This is a genomic window from Lederbergia sp. B243.17 (assembly GCF_057657925.1).
Genome location: NZ_JBWBKF010000084.1, coordinates 59,597 through 79,043, shown reverse-complemented (window position 1 = coordinate 79,043; position 19,447 = coordinate 59,597). Strand labels below are relative to the sequence as shown.

The following is a 19,447-nucleotide window of genomic DNA, read 5'->3' as shown; positions in this document are numbered from 1 at the left end:
AATGGCCGTGAACTTACGTAAGTTTACGGCCAACACAGCAAGTGGATCCTAAATTTATACACAATAAAAAGAGAAAGGTGAAATTGTCTTGCTCAATTTCACCTTTCTCTTGGTTAGAGACTAGTTATGTCCCAGCCTCTTTCATTATTTAATAGCTGCTTCCACTTCATCAACCATGGCTGGTACGGATTCAAGTCCGCCTCCGGACAGGTACCAGTAATCTGGATCAAGGTAGATGATTTTTCCATTTTTATAGGCATTTGTTTTTTGAACGAGTTCGTTTTCTACTGCTGATTTTGCAGTGGATTTCCCCTCGACTGCAGCTGTGCGGTCAATGACGAATAGATAGTCTGGGTTCTTTTCAAGGATGTATTCAAATGATACACTCTGGCCATGCGTAGAAACTTCAATGTCAGGATCTACTGGCGTAAAGCCAAATACGTCATGGATGATGCCGAAACGGGATTTTGTGCCGTAGGCGCTCACTTTTCCTTCATTTGCAAGGACGATCAGCGCTTTTTCATCGAGATTGGATGCTTTCTCATGCAATGCATCAATTTTCTCATCAACAGACGCCAATTGTTTTTTCACTTCGTCTTCTTTGTCAAAGATTTTCCCAATAGTTGTTGCGTTTTCTTTGAAGGACTCCATGTATTTAGACGTATCAAGCGACAGGTCGATTGTTGGCGCAATTTCTGCAAATTGATCATAAAGCTCTGCTTGTCTGCCGGAAATGATAATCAGGTCAGGCTTCAGAGAATGGATTTTTTCAAAATCCGGCTCTTTCAGGCTGCCGACGTTCTCATATTTTTCTTTATCTGCGTATTTATCAAGGTATTTCGGAACGTTCATTTGCGGCAAGGCAGCCACATTTACACCAAGCTTATCCATCGTATCAAGCGCGCCGAAATCAAAGACAACTACTTTTTCTGGATTTTTATTGACAGTGACGGAACCATGGTTAGTGTTAATGGTGACTTCGTCTTGCACCTCTGTTTCTTTCGCATCATTTCCACCGGTCGATTTCTCCGGCTCTTTTGAATCCTTCGCTCCACAAGCTGATAGGACAAGTACGAACATCAGCATGAGGATCAATGGCAATGATCTTTTCAATGCAAACACTCCATTCTGTTATCGTATATGTATTTCTTTATTCTCGATAATGAGAATCACTCTCAATTAGTAATATATCATAAATAAAATAAAGTGCAATCCTTTTATTTGTTTTTTAAAAGAAAAAAGCCGGATGATACCTCTTTGCAGGCATTATCCGGCTTGGGCGCGCGCTTTTACGGCTTTTTTGTCGGGGTCGGTTCTGCATACCCTTCCGCATACAGCTGATCCACTTCGGTCCGGATGTCACCTATAGTCTTACCATTTTGGTGATCCACAACCGCTTTTGCCGCAATATCTAGGCAGACCTGACATTTTGTGCCGTGATCATCCCAAATGATGGCGCCGTTCTCCTTATTATCATTCACGAAGCAATCGTAATTGTCTTTATGTCCGACCGAATCCCCACAGCCGCAGTAACAAGGGATGCTTTCCAGCAGATCCTTGTTCTTGGCAGCAGCATAATAAATCATTTGCATTTCTTCAGGTCTTCCAGCTAAAAACTCAGGTGCTGTTTCAATAGAAGCAGTTTCTTCCCGAATGTCCCCCTGCATTTCCGCATGTTCATTTTTCTCCTCTGCCCCAGCACAAGCAGAAAGCAGCAGACCTGCAAGCAAAATACCAGATAACATGGATTTTTTCATGATAGCCCCCATACACTTTTTCTTTTACCTTAATTGTATAAAGCATCCAATGCAAGTCTGTTCACAGAATCGTTATTCTTCCTTCCGCCGCGGCCTTCTGATGCGTATGGTAAAATAGACAGCAGGATCTATAGGAGGGTAAAGAAATATGATCGGTTTATGGTTGATCGGCCTGGCATTGCTTATTTTGGCCGCGTTGCTCATATGGGGAATAGCATATACAAGGAGGCATCGGGATGCAGAAAGGACGGTAAGATACCGGGCAGCTGCTTTCTTATTCACGCTCGGCTTTCTTCTTTCAGCCGGATACATTCTCACCGCCAAAAAAATGACTTCTGCAGATTTGATGATCGCCTGGATGCTGCTTAGCGCTGGTTTGCTCTTTTCTTCGGCCGTACTGCTGCTTATCGGTTTTATGGCAGAACAGCAAAGCAAGGATGAGTAATAAGATGGGACAGTCTTAGAGTCCGTATAAAAAAACACGGGCTGAACACATCTTGCCAATGACACAATACCTAGTCGCACTTTCGTGTGGCTCAAACTGATATGTTTGAATAATTAAAAAACGGAGGGTGTTGGTGAAGTGAATTCCATCATTGTTCATCATTATGATGCTTTTAGTAAAGAACCGAATAAAGGGAATCCAGCAGGTGTTGTTTTAAATGGAGAGAATCTGACGGATGAAGAGATGCAAAAGATTGCCTTCAATGTCGGATTCAACGAAACGGCTTTTCCTGTTCCATCAAATGTGGCAGACATTAGAATTCGTTTTTTTACGCCAGGTCATGAAATGGACTTATGCGGGCATGCGACGATGGCGACGGTATATGCATTGAAAACCAAAGGGCTTTTAGGTGATCGAACGGAATTGACGATAGAAACAAGGGCAGGGATTTTACCGGTAAAAGTAACATCCACAGCCCAAAAAGAATTATTGATCACAATGGAACAGGCCCCACCCCAATTCGAAGAATTCCGGGGTTCAAAAGAGGATTTAGCCTGCGCGATGGGCTTGCTTGAAAGTATCTGATATTGATCACGGACTGCCGATTTTATATGGGAGCAGGAACTTGGACATTGTTGATTCCAATAAAAAAGCTGGATGCATGTAATAGAATGGTCCCGGATAATAAACAGTTCCCACAAATTTTGCAGGAAAGACCCCGATCCTCTATTCACCCTTTCTGTCTGGAAACCTATCATTCTCATGCTGATATGCACGCACGGCACTTTTCTTCTCCATTCTCCGGGACAATTGAAGATGCAGTTACCGGAACGGCCTCGGGGGTAATGGGGGCATACTTTGCCAAGTACATAAAGAAAGACAAATTTGAAGGACCGCTAGATTTGATTGTTGAACAGGGACAAGAGATTGACAAGGATGGAAAGGTTAAGGTCCATGTCTCGAAAAACAGCGGTTCCTATACCATTAAAATCACAGGAAACGCAGTGTATGTTAAAGATTTGGAAGTTTGTTTAGGCGATGAATAACGGGTTTGAATTGGCTTTCGGATGGTGAGGCTTTTCTGTCCAAGACACATTCTCTTCGCGTTTTCCATAAAAAGAAATGCAAAAGGGTTGTCCGGGAGTCAGTTTTCACTGACTTTCCGAACAACCCTTTTTCTCTTTTCTCTCAGTCCACCCTGTCTTGAGGACGGATTTTATCAAGCGGGACAAAAACTTCCAGATGCCTGTATAAATTGCTGAATTCGGCAGGGAGCAAGCCGCCGTATTCTCCGTCAATATTAAGCTGCATCTTTTCTTTAGATGCCACTTTTACATGGTTTGCTTTTACGTAAATGAGGTTTGGATCGTTAATATGCTCTCCTCTGAGTGCGAGTGACGCAATACGGATAAACTCGGCCAGGTTCGTTTTTTTCAGGATCATCAATGTGAAAAGTCCGTCATTGATCGAGGAATCGGGCGCAAGTTTCTCAAAGCCGCCGATGGAATTGGTCAGCCCGACGAGAAAGAGCATGATTTCTCCTTCGAACAATTTACCATCGTACTCAATTGTTGCTTCAGTAGCGTGGATCGAAGGCAGCATTTCAATTCCTTTTAAATAATAGGCAAGCTGGCCAATAACCGTCTTCAGTTTGCTTGGCACTTCGTATGTCAGCTCTGTCAACCGGCCGCCGCCGGCGATGTTGATAAAATAGCTGTCGTTCATTCGCCCGATGTCTACCGGAATGGTTTCATCATTCACAATAATGTCGACCGCCGCATCGATATCACGCGGGATTTGCAAGGCGCGGGCGAAATCATTGGTCGTTCCTGTCGGGATAACGCCAAGCTTCGGACGGTATTCCTGCTCTGCCAAGCCGTTCACAACTTCATTGATCGTCCCGTCTCCGCCTGCAGCAATGACCACATCGAACTTGCGCTCAGCAGCAAGCTTCGCTGCCTTGACCGCGTCGCCTTCTCCTGTGGTCGCATGACAGGACGCTTCATATCCGGCAATTTCAAGTTTTTGCAAGACATCCGCCAAATTGCGTTTAAAGATCTCTCTTCCCGAGGTCGGGTTGTAAATAATACGCGCTTTTTTCATCATGATCACCCTATCAGCATGTATAAGTAAAGTGTTTTTTGGATTCGCCATTAATAGAAGGCAGTCTGTAAACAAACTGCCCTCCGGAATATCATACTCTTTTTTTACGGCGAAGTCCATTTCCGCCCGTTATCTGCGCACGGAAACACGGTTCGCCTTTTCAATTGCAAGCGTATGGGATGGCTCCCCCAGAATCATTTTAGATGAGTAGGTTCCTTCTGACTCAACCTGTTTCGTGTCTGTCCAGTCACCCTCGCCTAGGTCATAAATATCCTTTGCCTGTATAGAGAGGTTTTTCGCTCCTGATACATCCAGCTCGACATCGCCGCTTGTCTGGACATTCCAATTCGCATCCATCTTATCAGCCAAGATGGACAACTCGCCGCCCTGCTTCAAATCGAGCTTGATGTTTTTCGGGATGAGAAGTGTCGCTTGGAGATTATTGTACCCGCCATTTCCGAACACACGGGATTGCGGGAGATCCTTCATCTTCAAATAGATGGTGTCGCCTTTTCTTTCTATCAATAGATATTCATCCGTGTCGGTCATGACTTTTTCCTTCGTCCCTTCCGATCTGTATGTGCCGAAGAGAGACAATTCCTGTTCATTCACCGCTTCTATTTGCAACGGGTAATGATTGGCATCCAACACAATCCGACTGATGCCTTCAAGATTTTTCTCCGATAATGCTGGGAGATTCAACATCCGTTCTTCCGCCGACACAACTCGGTTTGCCGTATCAATCAGCCCGGTCGCACTCAAGAGCGCCATCCCGAGACCGAATGTGCCCAGCACGCCGATGAAGAAGATGGAAAGAAAATCATACTTGACCTTCCCCTCCTCTTTGTGCAGAAACAAGTACAGCAGCATCTCTCCTCCTAGTACGATGAACAGCACCGGCCACCAAGACAGCATGGCTCTTGCCGGATCCCATTTGAGCAGGTCGGCAAGCAGGAGATAAACCCCCAGGAATACGAGCGCAGCTCCCATTGAAAATGATCCTACTCTCCATGTTCTCATTCCGTTTCCTCCTGTTCTTCTAAACCGCGCTTTTTGCCGGTCATCAGCTTTACGCCGCCGCCGATGAGCAACAGGCAGATAATCCCCGTTTGAAAATAGTTGTAAAAGTAATAGGTAAGGTCAATATTGTACAAATTGCGCAAATAGCTTCCCGCTGTCGGCAACAAAATGTTCACCGTCAAATAATAAAGGCCTAGGAAGACGAGGATGATGCCGATCCACTTTTGGTGGTTGGTGAAATACTCAATAATCGGCTCATCTACCAGTTCGCCTGTATCCGTCTTTGAAGCCTTCTGCAACCCGTCAAAAAAGCTGAAAAACCAGATGAGCGGCACGATGAACAGCAGAATGCCGAGCCTCAGTACATCCAGTATATAAATTGAGAGAAGGAACGCCGCCATCAATTGAATGCCCCGGTGCTGCAGGCCGAGATACAGATGCCCCGCCCCAGGAATGATCGAGAGCATGGAAGCGATCGTTTTGCTCTTTTTCCCCTCAATGTTCCGATTCTGCAAGTCTTCAAAAATAGACTGGTCGACAAGGTGTTCTCCTTTTTGCTTCAAGTCGAGCAGTTTCAGCACATCAAAGAAAGAGAGAAGCCAGATGACCGGCAAGGCCGCCATGAAGACGAGAAACTCGCTTCTATGTGAAATGAGCGTGACGAAAAGAATCATCGCACCAAGCCCGAGAAAAGAGGCGAGCATCGTCATTCCGCGATATACGAGACCGAGCTGGAAATGTCCGAGACCTGGAATAAGGGAAAGCACAATCGTGAAAAATCTCTCTTGGTCAGTCGTTTTTACGGCTGCCATGCCTTCTTCTGCCGCAGCAGGCCGGTTGTACAGCTTCGAGGCTGTCACGGTCGTATCAACAAAGTTTATGATGTAGAGCAGGAACCCCGCTAAACTAAAGACGAGAAATCCCTGGAAACCTGTGGCCATTGTAGCCCCGACGGACAGCACAGGAATACCGATCACGGTCGCTGTATAAAACAGCCCGCGGAGCACTTTCCCAATATACATCAATCCGCCGCCCGGGAAAAAGGCGAGCAAAAAGGCGATAATCGGATTTTTATTCATGTTTGAATCCCTCCTTATGTTCTTGCTGTTCAAATCTTTCTGTAATAGAAACTTGTTTATTTAATATTTTGCTGACAAATGAAGTTTTCTCCGTTTTCGGCTGGCTTTCGAAAGAGGTTGTAACCATCGCCAGATGAGAAAAAATGCCGGTTGATGTCAGAAAGAGCGTCATGGCGGCAGCCAGCGTATAATGGATCAGCGTCTGCCGTCTCCTGTTATTCCTTTTCACAGGGTTCTTCGCTTTTTCAGGAGGCTTGACTTCCTGCATAACGTGCTCAGTGAAATCCGTACCTTCCAAGGTCGGCCAGTTGCCTGACGTCGCTTCCATTGCCTGCAAATAAAGCTCGAGGCACTGGTCGCAGCTGTATAAATGGTCTTCATACCGGCTCCGGAGTTCCTCATTTTCCAAGTTATCTTCCACATATTTCAGCCAATTTTCATAGGGTATATGCTTCATGAGAAATCATCCTCCTGCCAGTTTTTTTTCATCCACTGCCTTGCCCGGTACAGCTTCACTTCAATCGATTTTGGGAGCACGTTCTGTTCGGCCGCCAGTTCCTGATACGTCTTCTCCTGTATGTAAAACCCTTCAACGACATCACGGTAATTCGGCGGCAGCTCCTTCAGCCGTTCACGGATCAGCCGCTGCCGCTCTTTTCTAAGAACAAGGGACTCTACACTGGCAGCCGGGGGAGAATGGCCGATTTCCTCATACTGTACCTGCTGATCTTCTTTCCGCCTTGTCTTCTTTCGTTTGATATCTATCGCATGATTGACTGCAATCCGGGTCATCCATGTTTTAAATCCTTGCTTTTCGTATTGGGGGAGAGAAGCATGGATTTTCATGAACACTTCCTGGGCCGCATCCTCGGCGTCCTTTTCATTGCGCAGGACGCCATATACTGCGTGGAAGATCATATTCCGGTATTTTTCGACCAGCATCCGGAATGCATGGTCGTTTCCCTGCTTGATCTTTTCAATGAGCTCATCATCCAAATTCTCTCCCCCCTTTCTCTCTGACACCTATATAGACGCAGAGAAATTACGTACCCCTACACTTCAATAAGTTTTTTATTTCTGTCCAAGCGTAAGGCATAGCGGGCAAGAGAGCAACCGTGCTTTTCACCTTTTTTAGAGGGTTTATAACGGAAATCCAGAATATGTATGAGAAGAGGCTTAAGGGGGATGGAATGAAAAATGAAACGATGGGTCTTCGCTGGGATATTGGCGGTGATTTGCAGCTGGGGATGGAACCTTTTGTCCTTCTCAGCCAGCCAGCTGGAGCGGCCGGTAATGCTGAAACATTATTACGAAGTGCTCGCCTATCCGGATTTCACTTTTGAATTGTTTTATATAACAAACCGGAACGACGATCGTATGGTGATCGAATGGGCCTCAATACCAGAGACGGACATTGTATTTTTCAATGAGTTTACAACCGCGAGAAATCAGTTCAGCCGCCATGAGATTAAAAGTACGACATTGAGAGTCAGCAATGAAGTGAAGGATTTGCTTACTGAAAAAGATTTGTCCTTTGAGCAGATCGAGGCCCATCTTCGGAACGGAGAGAGCTTGCTGCTTCCGATTGGCAATATTCATATCTTGCCGGTAGAAGATTCAGCATTGGCGAATTTCGGAGTAGGAGGCTCTCACAACGGGGGATTTAGTTTGTTGCGGGCGGAGGAACAACTGGACGTTGAAAGGATTTCCGTCCCTTTTTCCGATAAGCTACTTCCGTATCTTACGATTCATGTAAATAATCAGCAGGCGGAACTGGAACGATTTATAGAACAAAGTAGTTACGAAGAATTTTCCGGCGGCGAGCCGTTAAGTTCCGAACTGTTTCCTTTTCATTTGCAAAAGGAAGGGAGATTGAGAGTAAGTTATCAATTTGATTTTCCGCCCGATGCTGAGGAACCCCACCAGTATTATTCTTTCTATGCGAAGATATCGGGGACAACCGAAAAGGGCGGATCGTTTATGACGACTGCACACATGCGTAATGATCCGGAATTCGATGAAAAAGTAATACAGCGTCTAATCAAGGAGGAGAGCTGATGAGAATTGTCCCTGCTGTTATTCGTCAGCTTTTTTGGGGGTACCTTCTTGTCATGTTCGATGTGAGGGTTGCGGGCTTCGAATTACTGACGCCAATAGGGTATCTCCTTCTTTTACTTGGCACGCGAAACCTTGCAAGGCTTTTTCCTGGCTTCATAAGGGCAAAGATTCTTGCGGGCTTTCTCGCAGTTCTTTCAATTCCTGTTTGGTTTATCCCTGAATTTAATCTGCTGACCGACAGCATAACCGCCTCCCGTCTGGCAGTCTTTGTCTACACAGGAATGCTCCTCCGCCTGCTTCACCTCTTTTTTGTGTATGAAATGCTCTCCGGGCTCCAAGGGATGGCGGAAGAAAAGGGCATTCAGTCACTGGCAGATAAAATGGAGCGATGGAGAAAGCGGTATGCGGTCATCATGTTAACTTCCTTGATTGCTGCCCCGTTTATCATAAATCTGGCCAGCAATCAGCAAATGTTTCTAATTCCTGTTTTGTCGTTGGGAGTCTTTGCATTGGATTTGGTGATCCTGATCTTGTTCGGATTGTTCCGAAAACGATGGATGTGTGATGAAGCGTTTTACCAGAGAAAGGATTCAGTCTCAAACCCACTGTGACTTACACAGGAGAAGCTGCACACTCAATTATTTTTTTGAGCGTGCAGCTTCACTTATCTTTTGAATACAACTATTCATTCCAAGTGTCTTTTTGGTGAGTAGCAGAGATTGCTAAGCAATGGATTACATGCTTCCCATGCGGTTGTTCAGCAAATCCAATTGCCGCACCACACTAGATTCCTCTGCTGCCCCATATTGAGATCCCTTCGGCCGACAAGGCTGTAAATGCAATGACTTTCCTATTGGACGCAGGGTCCCATTGCCTGAGAAAAACTCCATTGTACAGATGGCCATCAATGACAAGCTCTGCCTCAAAGTCTCCCGATATCAACCATGAACCAGTAACATTGCCTGATATAGAGCCGTCCTCTTCAAGGCGGATTCGTACAGACAAATTGATGTTTGCGGAGTATTCTTTCCCGTGGTTAATAAACTGATAGTCTCCGGCAAGATCCTCTCTGGCGACCTTTACGAGCGATTCGCCATTATATGGATACGGCGCTACAATTGACCAGCCGTCCTTGTTGATAAACATCTGGTGGACACGGGCTTCGAAGTATTCGCCTTTTTCCGGAAAGCGGGTATGGAAAATCAAGAACTGCTGTCCCGTCTTCTCATCAAGGTACACCGAATTATGCCCGGGTGAAAGATACCCCACTCCCAATCCGGAACCTTCTTCCCCGTTCTTCCGGTCAAACTGAAAATTCCCCATGATTTTGTTTCCAAAAGGAGTATTCTCGATATCACCCTGCAGAACTGCATTCAGCCCTGCGGCATCAACATAAGGACCGTCAGGATGGGCTGACCGGAATTGTCGCATATTATAGCCTCCGTCCGCACCGAGCCACCCATAGGTCACATACAAATAATAATAGCCATTGGTGTTGTCATACGTAATATAAGGGCCTTCTCCTGATTTGAAATACCCTCCGGCGATTTTTGTTCCGAAATACCGGTCCACAAGACGGCCATCGGTTGTTTCCCCATCCTCCCCAGGATAGATGGCTTTGCCCGTTTCTTCGTCCATCTCCAGGATATAGATTCCACCGGACCAAGATCCATACGCCATCCAGAGCTTTCCGTCCTTATCATGAAACATGGCGGCATCGATTGCATTCGGGAACTCGTAATTGTTATAAGACCCGTCAGGATTGAACCAATCGTCTCTTGGCCCTTGAAGCAATCCTTTTTCGATGAGACTGGGGATATTCGTCCCGGTCCATTTCTTGTTTATGTCGCTGTTTTCATCTTTCATATCGTTTTTTGTAAAGCCGGAATAGACGACCGTATCGATATATTCATAGGGACCCTCGATTGTTTGTGATACGGCAAAGCCGATGGCCGAGCGGATATAGGTAGAGGATGCACTGTAATAAATCATATAAGCACCCTTTGATCCATCTTTATTCACAAACATTTTATTGTAAAAGACGTCCGGTGCCCAGACGCCGAAGCCGCCTTTGCAGTCTGCATCATTTTCCCCCGCCCATTTGAACGTTTCGCAAAGGTTTCCGGAAAGGTCACCGTATAGCTTGTTATCAGGTGTCGCATAGCCATTCGCAAAGCTCTGCCAATGAATCAAATCGGCAGATTTAGCGGCAGCAATATGCGTACCGAATATATAAAACATATCCCCGTCTTTAACAATTGCCGGATCATGGATGGAAACAGGATGAAACACGGGGCTGTCAGCCCTCTTTTCTCTATTGGGTTCTTGCGTTCGATCCGATTTCAAATCGGGTACAGAGCCAATTTGCTCGTGTTCCAGCAGCAGGGGCTCGTTCAATTGTTTGCTCATCAATACATAACTCCCCTTTCCTCGTTACACTTTCTTTTTTCAATAAACCGTTCATTCATCGGATGGAAACCATCGCCGTTGCTTTGATCTTTGTGCTTTCTACGGTTCCTTTGATCTTGAGCAATCCGGGAGAAGCATATTGCTCTGGTTCCGCACTCTTCCATTCGACTTCAAATTCCTTTACGGATCCGTCGCTCATGTTCACGCTGACCGTTTGCGGCAATTCCGGAACTTCGCCAACCTGTACCGTTCGCTCCACCGGCGGGATGCTGTCGACAATCGGCTCTTTCTTTGTTCGCAGTCGCAGGACAGTGACAGAATAAGCCGGAAACTCATGGGAAAATTCTCGCCCGGTTCCGGTTAACGTCGATTCAACAGGTGAAACATGATCTGGTGCCGAATAAGAATTTTCGGCTTTTGAATGATCGGATTCAAGCACAAACATTTTTGCCTCGTCATCAATAAAAGACATACCATCAATACGAATTTCGGATGGTTGAGACTCTTCCGACGGATTTACGACTTTCAAAATCAATTCACCCGTAGTGTCGTCAGCGGTGGCGGTGGCAAATAGTTTATTAGCCGGACTTCCTCCGCTCACTTCATGAATCAGCTTTCCGTCCAAATAACAGAGAATTTGGTCGCCATTCAACCTGATTTCGATGTCATACCATGTATTCGCAGCGATCGGGGTAAAATCCGATTTGCCTATAATCGCTCTTCCGCTGGCGGTCGTTTTTTCAATGGCTGATCTGGTGTTTCCCCAGCCGCCTATATTCCACCAGAACAGTTCGTCACTGTCTTTTACACCAAATCCGATCAGCATCCCCTCTTCTCCGCGAATCTTTCTCGCTTTTGTCTTAATCGTGTAGTTCGTCCACTTTTCCCCTTTGTTTAAAACGAGGCGGCTGTCGGGCATTTGTGATATTTGCTTTGCTTTCCCATCGGTGACCTTCCAGTTTCCTGAGGAAGCGGTCCAGTTTTCCATCGATTCTTTCGTTTTGAAATCATCCTGGAACAGCGTCTTGCCATCCTCACTCTCAATCGTGATATGCTCATACTCCACTTGGGTGTTCCAGGAACCGAGAAGGACAGAGCCGGCTATGTTCTCTTTGCTGCTGCCTGTACTATTCATTTGGAGCGGCAGCACATAGTCTCCGACGTTTTTTCCGAACAGCTGCTGAACATAGTAATTCGGTGTGCCCATTACCTCGGTATTGTTGAACCAGATCAGATCAGGCGTCCATTGCGTGTAGTTGGTGCGGCTGAACAGTGGCGCATATGAGGCCATGGCAACGATATCGGAATTCCGTTCAAGGCCTGTCATGAAGGCTGCCTCTGCCAAAGCGGCCTCCATATTGTTCCGGCGGCCTTCCCCGTGGGCCGCGTATTCTCCAACGAATACTTTCGGGCCGTTCCGGTCGTAGCTGTCATACCGTTCCGTATTTTGGAGGAACCATATTGGTGTCTGATACATATGTTCATCGACGAGATCCGTTTCATTCCCTTCTTTTCCAAGCCATTCATAGGCCTGGTGAAAAGCTGCATCATCCGGAAATGCTCCAGCGCTCATCACCAATTGAATGTCAGGATACTTTTCCTTGATCGCGTCGTGGAATTTCTTATATCGGGCAAAGTAATCAATTCCCCACAGTTCGTTGCCGATTCCCAGGTAAGTAAGGTTATACGGCTCAGGATGTCCGTTTTCCGCCCGTTTCGTCCCCCACGTCGTCGTTTTTGCATCTCCGTTCGCATATTCAATCAAGTCGAGCGCATGATCGATATAGGGCTGCAAATCGTTCATCGGAACCTTCGGCGGTGCTGCGCTGCAAGATGTGATTCCTGCATAGACGATCGGCAATGGTTCTGCATCCAAATCGCCGGCCAGTCGGAAGTATTCATCAAACCCAAGCCCGAATGATTGATAATAGTGTTCTCCCCATTGATTCGGCTTGGTTTTGCGTACTGTGACATCCCCGATTGTATTTTTCCAGTCATAATGGTTCTCAACCGCTCCGCCTTCGACAATGCAGCCTCCCGGAAAGCGCAGAAAGGACGGATTGAGCTCATCGAGCATTTCGGCCATGTCGTATCTTAGCCCATTCGCCCGGTTCATCCATGTTTTTTCCGGAGCAAGAGAGATCATATCGATATCGACAGTGATGGCTTCCTTCACGGCAATCGCCAGTTGGGCACTCCCGCTTGTCTTCCCGGATGCAAGCGAACAGCTGTGTTTCATCCACTCCTCCGCGATTCCCATGATTTCACAGGAGCCGTAAACTGCCCCATCTGTCCCTTTCAAAGAGACCTCTATCGGCCCGCTTGTGCGGCCGGAACTTCTTGCATAGACGGAAAAGTCATATCGTTCTCCTTCTTGCACACCGATTCCCTTGTAACCTGTATTGACAATTCCTACTCCTTCACCAGGCGTTTTCACGTCAATCCGGGCATAATGGGGATTATTTGGATTCAGCGGGTTCTCTGTTGCCGCCGTAATCTCTCCTTGCCCACCGCCCTCAAAAAACTTTGTCCACGCATAGAGAGGACTTCTAAATTCAAAGGACCTGTTGTGGATAAGTTCTCCATATAATCCGCCATCCCCGGCATAATTGATATCTTCATAGAAAAGGCCGTATAATGTCGGACTGATTTTATGGGAATGTTGATTCGCCTGGATTGCTATCGTTGTCACGGACTCCGGATCACTCCCGCTCCCCGCATCCGTTTTCAGAACGGATTTTGCGACATCCGATTCGTTTGCAATCCCGGGCCCTCGCCACTCCTTCCATACTGCCAGGCTGCCAGCTGCTATAATCAGACAGGCAAGCAGCAGTGCCCAGCCTTTTCTCTGCTTAGGCATGTAGCTTATACCCCCCTTTACTTATGAGCCAAATAATGTTTCAGCGTCTTTATTCCGTACACTCCGCCTGCTATTTTTCCGATTTGCGATTGGAATTTCACTTCCACTTTTTGTTTGCCTGTTGTCAGGGAAGACGGAATTTCATAGACTACATCAAATAGTTTGCCTGGCTTGTTACTTCTTACTATTTGCTTCGCGATGGCGGTTCCATCGATAAGAATGTCAAATTCGCGCTCATGTTCAACGCCGTCAATGTAGATAGCTGTATCACTTCCATAGTAGGTGACAAGCAGTACGTTCTCTTGCTCTGGTTGCACCTTCATCCGATAACTGAAAAAGCCACCTTCGCCGATGCAGTCTCTCCACCCTCTATGTACGGTATTTAAATAGCCAGACCGTGAGTTGGCCGACTTGAACTCATGCTCGATCTCCGGTTGCTGCTCATTCGGCTGGACCTCATCCAATGTCCTCTGCCGCAGTTTAGTCCGCTCATCATTCTCCTCGTTTCGGACATTTGTGTACTGCTCCTCCGTCAACACTTTCCAATACAGTGTGTAACGCTGATGGTGAAGGGCATAAAAGGGAATGAGCGTCAGCTTTACGTTGCCCGGCTGCCCAATCGCCCCGGTTTCAAAGATCAACGATTCGCCGGCCCTCTTGACCCATGAATTCACATCCTTCTCATCTGTCACAAGAGCAGGGACTGGGATCAGTTGATGATTGTTCAAAGCCAGGTGGTCAGCGATAATATCGCTTTCCGGAAAATGTTCCCGGCCTAAAGCACCTGCCAATACAATGGGTCCGTACAGGATCGCCTTCTTATCAGGATCATCCTTAGCCTCGTACAAATGTAGATTTAACGGAAGTTCAATCTCGATGACATCGCCTTTCTTCCAATCCCGGCTGATAGAAACGTACCCTTTTGCAGATTTTGTTTCATCCCAAACTCCATTGATCTTTATTTTCATCTCTCCGGACAGCCAATAAGGCGCACGGATGAGCAACTCGATTACTCCTCCTGCATCTTCATGGAACGTTAATTTCGTTCGATTCGATTCAGGGAATGCTGTTTCTTGTACAAGCGACAATTGATGATCGGGATCTTCCAGTCTGGAGGAAATGAATAGATTCACAAACAAACGCCGCTCATCACAGTGATAGATGCTTCGATTATAGCGGGCTGGATTTTCCATTCCTGTACCTGTACAGCACCAGAAGGAATTATCGGGAGAACAATAGACTTTAAAGTGGCCTGGCTCAGTTGAAACAAAATAAGTTTTCATTCCTGAAACAGGATCTTGAGATGCCAATATATGGTTGTACAGCGCCCGCTCATAGAAATCGAAATACTCCGCTTTCTGTTCCCAGCTGTACAAAAGCTCGGTCAGTTTCATCATATTATAGGTGTTGCAAGTCTCTGCTGTTGTCACGCCGAGCTCTTCGCTGTTTGGCATGCCAAAATGCTCGCCATTGCTGTTTCCGCCAATCACGTAGCTCCTATGCGCTGTTACATTATTCCAGAAAAATTCAGCGATATCCCTGTACTGTTTTTCACCCGTGATATCATAAAGCTTCGCAGCGCCAATCACTTTCGGGATTTGCGTGTTGGCATGTTTTCCTTCCATTTCATCGATACCATTTGCAAGCGGCGACAGTAATGCTTTATGGCAGAAGCGCTTCGCCAGTTCCAGATAGCTGGAATCCCCTGTAAGGGTATAAAGATCCGCCATCGCTTCGTTCATCCCGCCGTACTCGCATATCAGCATTCTTTCAAACTGTTCATCTGTCAGTCTTTGCAGCCCATTAACAGCCCAATCTGCCAATTTTTTAACGACTAGCAGGGCATTTTGGTTTCCAGTCAATGTATACGCATCAATCAAGCCCGCATAAATTTTATGGATGCTGTACCACGGTACCCATGAACCGCCGAGGCTGAAATTATCCACTTGGAATTCGCCGCTGAATACCCGATCAAAACAGCCGCGGGGAAAGCCGCTGACATATCCGTCCTCGTCAAATGCTTGAATCTCTGCCAATTCACTTACGGCATAGTCCAATTTACGCTTGAGTTCTTCGTCTTTATCCGCAGCATACATCGCACTGGTCGCCATAAGCCAGTGGCCGATCGAATGCCCGGCAATCTCCTTTTCTTCCCAGCCCCCATACCTCGGCTTTTTCGGTGTTTGCCCTGCTGCTTCATAGCAAGGCGCGACCAAGCGATCAACATCCAAATAAAGCAAGTACTCTTTTCCTTTTTCCTGGGATTGCTTAAAAATCCCATCCAATAACGTTACCTTCTCCATAAGAAGCCCTCCCGGTTACCCTCTTTTCTTCCTGAACACCCGATAAGATACGAGCAGCATTACAACGATGAACAATCCGCCGACCACGAACCAAACCGGGGTCGCATTCTTTTCTTGTGCCATCGTTTCCGTCTCGATCTTTTCCTCTTTCGTTACTTTCAAAGGAACAACATAGACCTTGAATTCTTTTTCGTCCTTTTCATTCCCTTTCTCCACGGTCGCCGTCAACACCACTTCGACTTTGGCTCCCGAAGCCGGCCTGGCCACTTTCCCGTCTTTGGACAGGATGTCCGGATGTGAAGATGACCATTTGATGCTTGTCCCCATCGACCCTTCCGTTGGCAGTTCAATGTCCGCAATCAGATTTTTATTGTATCCGGCCGTTAATTCCTTTACAGCAGCGCTTACAATTTCTTTGTCTGTGCGGCCATCGTCTTTCGTCTGGCTCCCCCAAACAGAAACCCCTTCTTTTGAAAGGGCAGTGAAGACCATGTGATGGCTCTCCGTTGCCGGATCCCACTGGCGGACAGCAACCCCTTCATATGTCTGAGTACCGATATGCAGCGTCAATTTATTTGAATCATGGATGTTCCATGTACCTTTTTCGCTCCCTGCAATGGTGCCATCTTTCTTAAGTTCAATGAAACTGGATTTCTTACTATCGGCAGAAATATCCTTGCCATGGTTCACCATTTTGTACAACCCAGCCACATCTTTCTCCGTAACCTTTGACAGGCTTTCACCTGTATAGCGAAAAGGAGCTGCGACCGGCCATCCCTCTTTATTCATGAACATTTGGTGGACACGTATTTCATGCCCTTCACCCTTCCCTGGGAATCGGGTATGAAAAATCAAAAATTGCTTTCCGGTTTCTGCATCATAATAGGCTGAGTTGTGTCCCGGTGACACATACCCTAATGCTTCCCCTTGATGCTGATCGCCGATTTTATGATCGAAGAGGAAGTTCCCCATCAATTTTACGCCGGAGCCTTCGATTGATTTGTCATCGAATAGCGGCAAAGCCGGATTCGCTTTAACACCGATCATATCGTTTCCTTCCGCATCAACATATGGGCCATCAGGATTTTCCGAGCGGGCCACCCGCAGGTTATACCCACCGTTTGCATCTAAACCGCCATAGGACAGGAACAGGTAATAGAAATCCGTTTCCGGGTTGTACATGATGTACGGGCCTTCAATCCGGCTGTGGTTTCCCCCAAGCAGTTTCTTTCCGTATCCCTGATCTGGATAGGGTTTACCGGTTGTCGGATCCATTTCCATAATAAAAATTCCACCGGAATAGGAGCCATACGTCATCCACAGCTTTCCTTCCTTGTCGAAAAAAACATGCGGGTCAACGACGTTCGGATGAATCCTTGGATCGTACACTTTTCCGTCAGGACTCTCCGCTCCCCACATTCCGGATTTTAAAAAGATGCCGGCATCCCGATAAGGTCCCTCGATCCTATCAGCAATCGCCACTCCTAGTGCCGATCGAGGGGAGTCTCCTTTACACGCATTGTAGTACATGTAAAATTTCCCATCCTCTAATTGAATAACGTCTGGTGCCCAAAGCGTATCCGATTCCGCCCATTCAAAGGCCTCTTTTAATTCCTCATGCACATTCGGAATCAAAGGATTGGAATTGCTGACCCGATCGGAAATCTGCGTCCATTGCATGAAATCCTTTGTTTTTGCAGCCGCTAGATGAGACCCGAATACATAATAGGTGTCCCCTGCTTTGATAACGGATGGATCATGGACAGAGACATTCTGAAATACAGGTGGATCCGCAGAATCTGCTTTTGCTTCAGCATTCGCTAAGACAGACGGCAATAACAATAGAGTGGAAAGGAAAAGGAATGCCGATTTTCGCCTGATCGATGTTTTCATTCTTCCGCCTCTTTTCTTTCTTGTAATGAAAGAGGCAGCTAATAAATATCAGCTGCCTCTGTATGCGTATGATTCGTCACTGCCAGAACTTATTCCGGGAACAGTTCAGCCATTGCGTCTTGACGATATTGGTTGATTTTTTCTGTTAAATCCGCTGCAATATCATGCGGATTGACAGTTCCATCGGTTGCTGCCGCTTCTACATCCCCATATTCTCCGCCGAAGTAGACTTCATCCAAGAATGTTTGGAAGCCCGGCTGCGAAGCGCCTCCAAGAGGAATCGGTTCTTTCGCTCTATCCAAGAAATCTGTATAGTAGTGGTCTTCCGGGAGAAGTGCCGCGTATTCATCCCAAATGTCTTGGTCACTAATAATCGGCATGCTGTCAGGGAAGACAAATGTCGGTGAACCATCTTCATTCGTCAATGTTTTAAACGCCTCCAGCTTTGCTTCCCAGCCATCTTTGCCCCAAGCCATGAATTTCAGTAATTCATAGGCTTCTCGAGGATGCTCTGTTGCAGAGGAAATGGAACCAAAATCGATAAATGCCGGCTTATGGTTGGTTTTTGCATTGTCACCTTTCGGAACAGGATACGGAACCCACTTCATCCCCTTGTCGACAAACTCAGGTGTTGCGAACAGGTTGTTTGTCCACCAGGCATCCAATTGGATAGCTAGCTTTCCAGAACTTGCAGACCATAGCAAGCGGTCACCGAATGCAGCTTCTGCTTCATCTGTATCAAATAATGGTGCGTGGACCTTGCTTCTCACAAATTCCGCATTTGTCAGCAAGGCATCGGCCCAGTCTTTTGTTAAGTCATATTTTTCGCCGTCCCAGCCGAATTCGCCGTTGGCGTCATTATTTACGATTGGTGCCATTGTTACCAATTTTGTAAAGGTGTTGTAGCCGTAAATTCCTTGCTCGGGAATCGTCATTTTCTTCATCAGATCTATCATTTCGGAGTATGTCCAATCTGCAGAAGGCATGTCCACGTTCTGTTTCTTAAATAGGTTTTCATCCAGGAACACCGTATACGGATAATAGTTGGTCGGTGCTGCCATTTTCGTTTTTCCGTCAAAGCGGCCTTGATCCTTCAATGTCGATAAAATGTTCTCGCTCTCTGGATCGTTATCGAAGTAGTCTGTCATGTCGCCCAACCAGCCATTGCGGAGCGGTACATCAACGTTCCCTAAGTACCAGAAGGTATCCGGGAGTTTCCCTGTGCCAGCCAAGTTTGTCAAGCCGTCATTCCATGTTTCTTGCTCAAGCGGAACAAGTTCAACCTTGATATTCGGGTATTTTTCCATAAATTTTCCGGCCAGGAATTCGTTCAAGGCAGGATGCATCCAGGATGCATACGTCAAGGTGATTTCTTCTGTTGTTACAGGCTCAAGCTCTTTCTTTTCCGACTTTGTCGTTGCTTCACTGTTGCTCGGCTTTCCTTTATCAGAACAGCCAGCTACGAACACGACGAGAAGAATACTGAATAAAATCCCTTTGAACAAACGACTCTGCTTCAT

General features: G+C 46.5%; 14 protein-coding genes and 2 pseudogenes. 4 read left to right on the top strand and 12 right to left on the bottom strand.

What is annotated here, in order from left to right:
* Positions 1-144: 144 nt before the first annotated feature.
* Complete coding sequence (locus tag AC0TWI_RS16590; RefSeq protein ID WP_488127455.1) at positions 145-1,113, bottom strand: siderophore ABC transporter substrate-binding protein; 969 nt, start codon at positions 1,111-1,113, stop codon at positions 145-147.
* A gap of 176 nt (positions 1,114-1,289) precedes the next feature.
* Positions 1,290-1,757: a PCYCGC motif-containing (lipo)protein gene (locus AC0TWI_RS16585; protein WP_488127454.1), complete on the bottom strand. Its 468-nt coding sequence runs from the start codon at positions 1,755-1,757 to the stop codon at positions 1,290-1,292.
* A 148-nt stretch (positions 1,758-1,905) separates the two neighbouring features.
* Here AC0TWI_RS16585 and AC0TWI_RS16580 point away from each other — a divergent pair, with 148 nt between their 5' ends.
* Both AC0TWI_RS16580 and AC0TWI_RS16575 read left to right on the top strand, forming a co-directional pair.
* Complete coding sequence (locus AC0TWI_RS16580) at positions 1,906-2,202, top strand: hypothetical protein (RefSeq protein WP_488127453.1); 297 nt, start codon at positions 1,906-1,908, stop codon at positions 2,200-2,202.
* 138 nt (positions 2,203-2,340) lie between these two features.
* A pseudogene (locus AC0TWI_RS16575) lies at positions 2,341-3,248 on the top strand (PhzF family phenazine biosynthesis isomerase).
* Positions 3,249-3,390: 142 nt separating this feature from the next.
* On the opposite strand, the gene AC0TWI_RS16570 reads toward AC0TWI_RS16575, so the two are convergent.
* The 5 genes from AC0TWI_RS16570 to AC0TWI_RS16550 form a co-directional block, all read right to left on the bottom strand.
* Positions 3,391-4,305 carry a diacylglycerol kinase gene (locus AC0TWI_RS16570; protein WP_488127452.1) on the bottom strand — a complete coding sequence of 305 codons (915 nt, stop codon included), beginning with the start codon at positions 4,303-4,305 and terminating at the stop codon, positions 3,391-3,393.
* 129 nt (positions 4,306-4,434) lie between these two features.
* Positions 4,435-5,325 carry a hypothetical protein gene (locus tag AC0TWI_RS16565; protein ID WP_488127451.1) on the bottom strand — a complete coding sequence of 297 codons (891 nt, stop codon included), beginning with the start codon at positions 5,323-5,325 and terminating at the stop codon, positions 4,435-4,437.
* The gene (locus AC0TWI_RS16560) at positions 5,322-6,404 is read right to left on the bottom strand and encodes a hypothetical protein (RefSeq protein WP_488127450.1); all 1,083 of its coding nucleotides are present in this window, start codon (positions 6,402-6,404) and stop codon (positions 5,322-5,324) included. Before AC0TWI_RS16560 ends, AC0TWI_RS16565 begins: the two co-directional genes overlap by 4 nt.
* Positions 6,397-6,861 carry a hypothetical protein gene (locus AC0TWI_RS16555; protein ID WP_488127449.1) on the bottom strand — a complete coding sequence of 155 codons (465 nt, stop codon included), beginning with the start codon at positions 6,859-6,861 and terminating at the stop codon, positions 6,397-6,399. Before AC0TWI_RS16555 ends, AC0TWI_RS16560 begins: the two co-directional genes overlap by 8 nt.
* The gene (locus AC0TWI_RS16550) at positions 6,858-7,400 is read right to left on the bottom strand and encodes a sigma-70 family RNA polymerase sigma factor (protein ID WP_488127448.1); all 543 of its coding nucleotides are present in this window, start codon (positions 7,398-7,400) and stop codon (positions 6,858-6,860) included. The genes AC0TWI_RS16555 and AC0TWI_RS16550 overlap by 4 nt, the downstream gene beginning before the upstream one ends.
* 201 nt (positions 7,401-7,601) lie before the next feature.
* On the opposite strand from AC0TWI_RS16550, the gene AC0TWI_RS16545 reads away from it, so the two are divergent.
* Together AC0TWI_RS16545 and AC0TWI_RS16540 are read left to right on the top strand one after the other, a co-directional pair.
* Positions 7,602-8,462, top strand: coding sequence for a hypothetical protein (locus AC0TWI_RS16545; RefSeq protein WP_488127447.1), 861 nt, complete (start codon positions 7,602-7,604; stop codon positions 8,460-8,462).
* On the top strand, positions 8,462-9,073 hold the full coding sequence (locus tag AC0TWI_RS16540) for a hypothetical protein (protein ID WP_488127446.1): 612 nt from the start codon (positions 8,462-8,464) through the stop codon (positions 9,071-9,073). The genes AC0TWI_RS16545 and AC0TWI_RS16540 overlap by 1 nt, the downstream gene beginning before the upstream one ends.
* A gap of 181 nt (positions 9,074-9,254) precedes the next feature.
* Here AC0TWI_RS16540 and AC0TWI_RS16535 read toward each other — a convergent pair.
* From AC0TWI_RS16535 to AC0TWI_RS16515, 5 genes and pseudogenes are all read right to left on the bottom strand, one after another.
* Positions 9,255-10,871 (bottom strand): annotated as a pseudogene (locus AC0TWI_RS16535) (glycoside hydrolase family 43 protein); the annotation flags it as partial.
* Between the two features lie 55 nt (positions 10,872-10,926).
* Positions 10,927-13,731: an alpha-L-arabinofuranosidase C-terminal domain-containing protein gene (locus AC0TWI_RS16530; RefSeq protein WP_488127445.1), complete on the bottom strand. Its 2,805-nt coding sequence runs from the start codon at positions 13,729-13,731 to the stop codon at positions 10,927-10,929.
* 17 nt (positions 13,732-13,748) lie between these two features.
* Positions 13,749-16,034, bottom strand: a complete 2,286-nt coding sequence (locus tag AC0TWI_RS16525; RefSeq protein WP_488127444.1) for a beta-L-arabinofuranosidase domain-containing protein — start codon at positions 16,032-16,034, stop codon at positions 13,749-13,751.
* A 15-nt stretch (positions 16,035-16,049) separates the two neighbouring features.
* The gene (gene abnB / locus AC0TWI_RS16520) at positions 16,050-17,927 is read right to left on the bottom strand and encodes an arabinan endo-1,5-alpha-L-arabinosidase AbnB (RefSeq protein ID WP_488127443.1); all 1,878 of its coding nucleotides are present in this window, start codon (positions 17,925-17,927) and stop codon (positions 16,050-16,052) included.
* An 89-nt stretch (positions 17,928-18,016) separates the two neighbouring features.
* Positions 18,017-19,447 (bottom strand): extracellular solute-binding protein, encoded by a 1,431-nt coding sequence (locus AC0TWI_RS16515; protein ID WP_488127442.1) that lies wholly within the window; start codon positions 19,445-19,447, stop codon positions 18,017-18,019.

Bases quoted from the DNA above. Each gene is read 5' to 3' on its own strand.
- AC0TWI_RS16545 (WP_488127447.1), top strand. From the start codon at position 7,602: ATGAAACGATGGGTCTTCGCTGGGATATTGGCGGTGATTTGCAGCTGG.
- AC0TWI_RS16580 (WP_488127453.1), top strand. From the start codon at position 1,906: ATGATCGGTTTATGGTTGATCGGCCTGGCATTGCTTATTTTGGCCGCG.
- abnB (WP_488127443.1), bottom strand. From the start codon at position 17,927: ATGAAAACATCGATCAGGCGAAAATCGGCATTCCTTTTCCTTTCCACT.
- AC0TWI_RS16565 (WP_488127451.1), bottom strand. From the start codon at position 5,325: ATGAGAACATGGAGAGTAGGATCATTTTCAATGGGAGCTGCGCTCGTA.
- AC0TWI_RS16560 (WP_488127450.1), bottom strand. From the start codon at position 6,404: ATGAATAAAAATCCGATTATCGCCTTTTTGCTCGCCTTTTTCCCGGGC.
- AC0TWI_RS16530 (WP_488127445.1), bottom strand. From the start codon at position 13,731: ATGCCTAAGCAGAGAAAAGGCTGGGCACTGCTGCTTGCCTGTCTGATT.
- AC0TWI_RS16540 (WP_488127446.1), top strand. From the start codon at position 8,462: ATGAGAATTGTCCCTGCTGTTATTCGTCAGCTTTTTTGGGGGTACCTT.
- AC0TWI_RS16570 (WP_488127452.1), bottom strand. From the start codon at position 4,305: ATGAAAAAAGCGCGTATTATTTACAACCCGACCTCGGGAAGAGAGATC.
- AC0TWI_RS16585 (WP_488127454.1), bottom strand. From the start codon at position 1,757: ATGAAAAAATCCATGTTATCTGGTATTTTGCTTGCAGGTCTGCTGCTT.
- AC0TWI_RS16555 (WP_488127449.1), bottom strand. From the start codon at position 6,861: ATGAAGCATATACCCTATGAAAATTGGCTGAAATATGTGGAAGATAAC.
- AC0TWI_RS16515 (WP_488127442.1), bottom strand. From the start codon at position 19,447: ATGAAGCAGAGTCGTTTGTTCAAAGGGATTTTATTCAGTATTCTTCTC.
- AC0TWI_RS16525 (WP_488127444.1), bottom strand. From the start codon at position 16,034: ATGGAGAAGGTAACGTTATTGGATGGGATTTTTAAGCAATCCCAGGAA.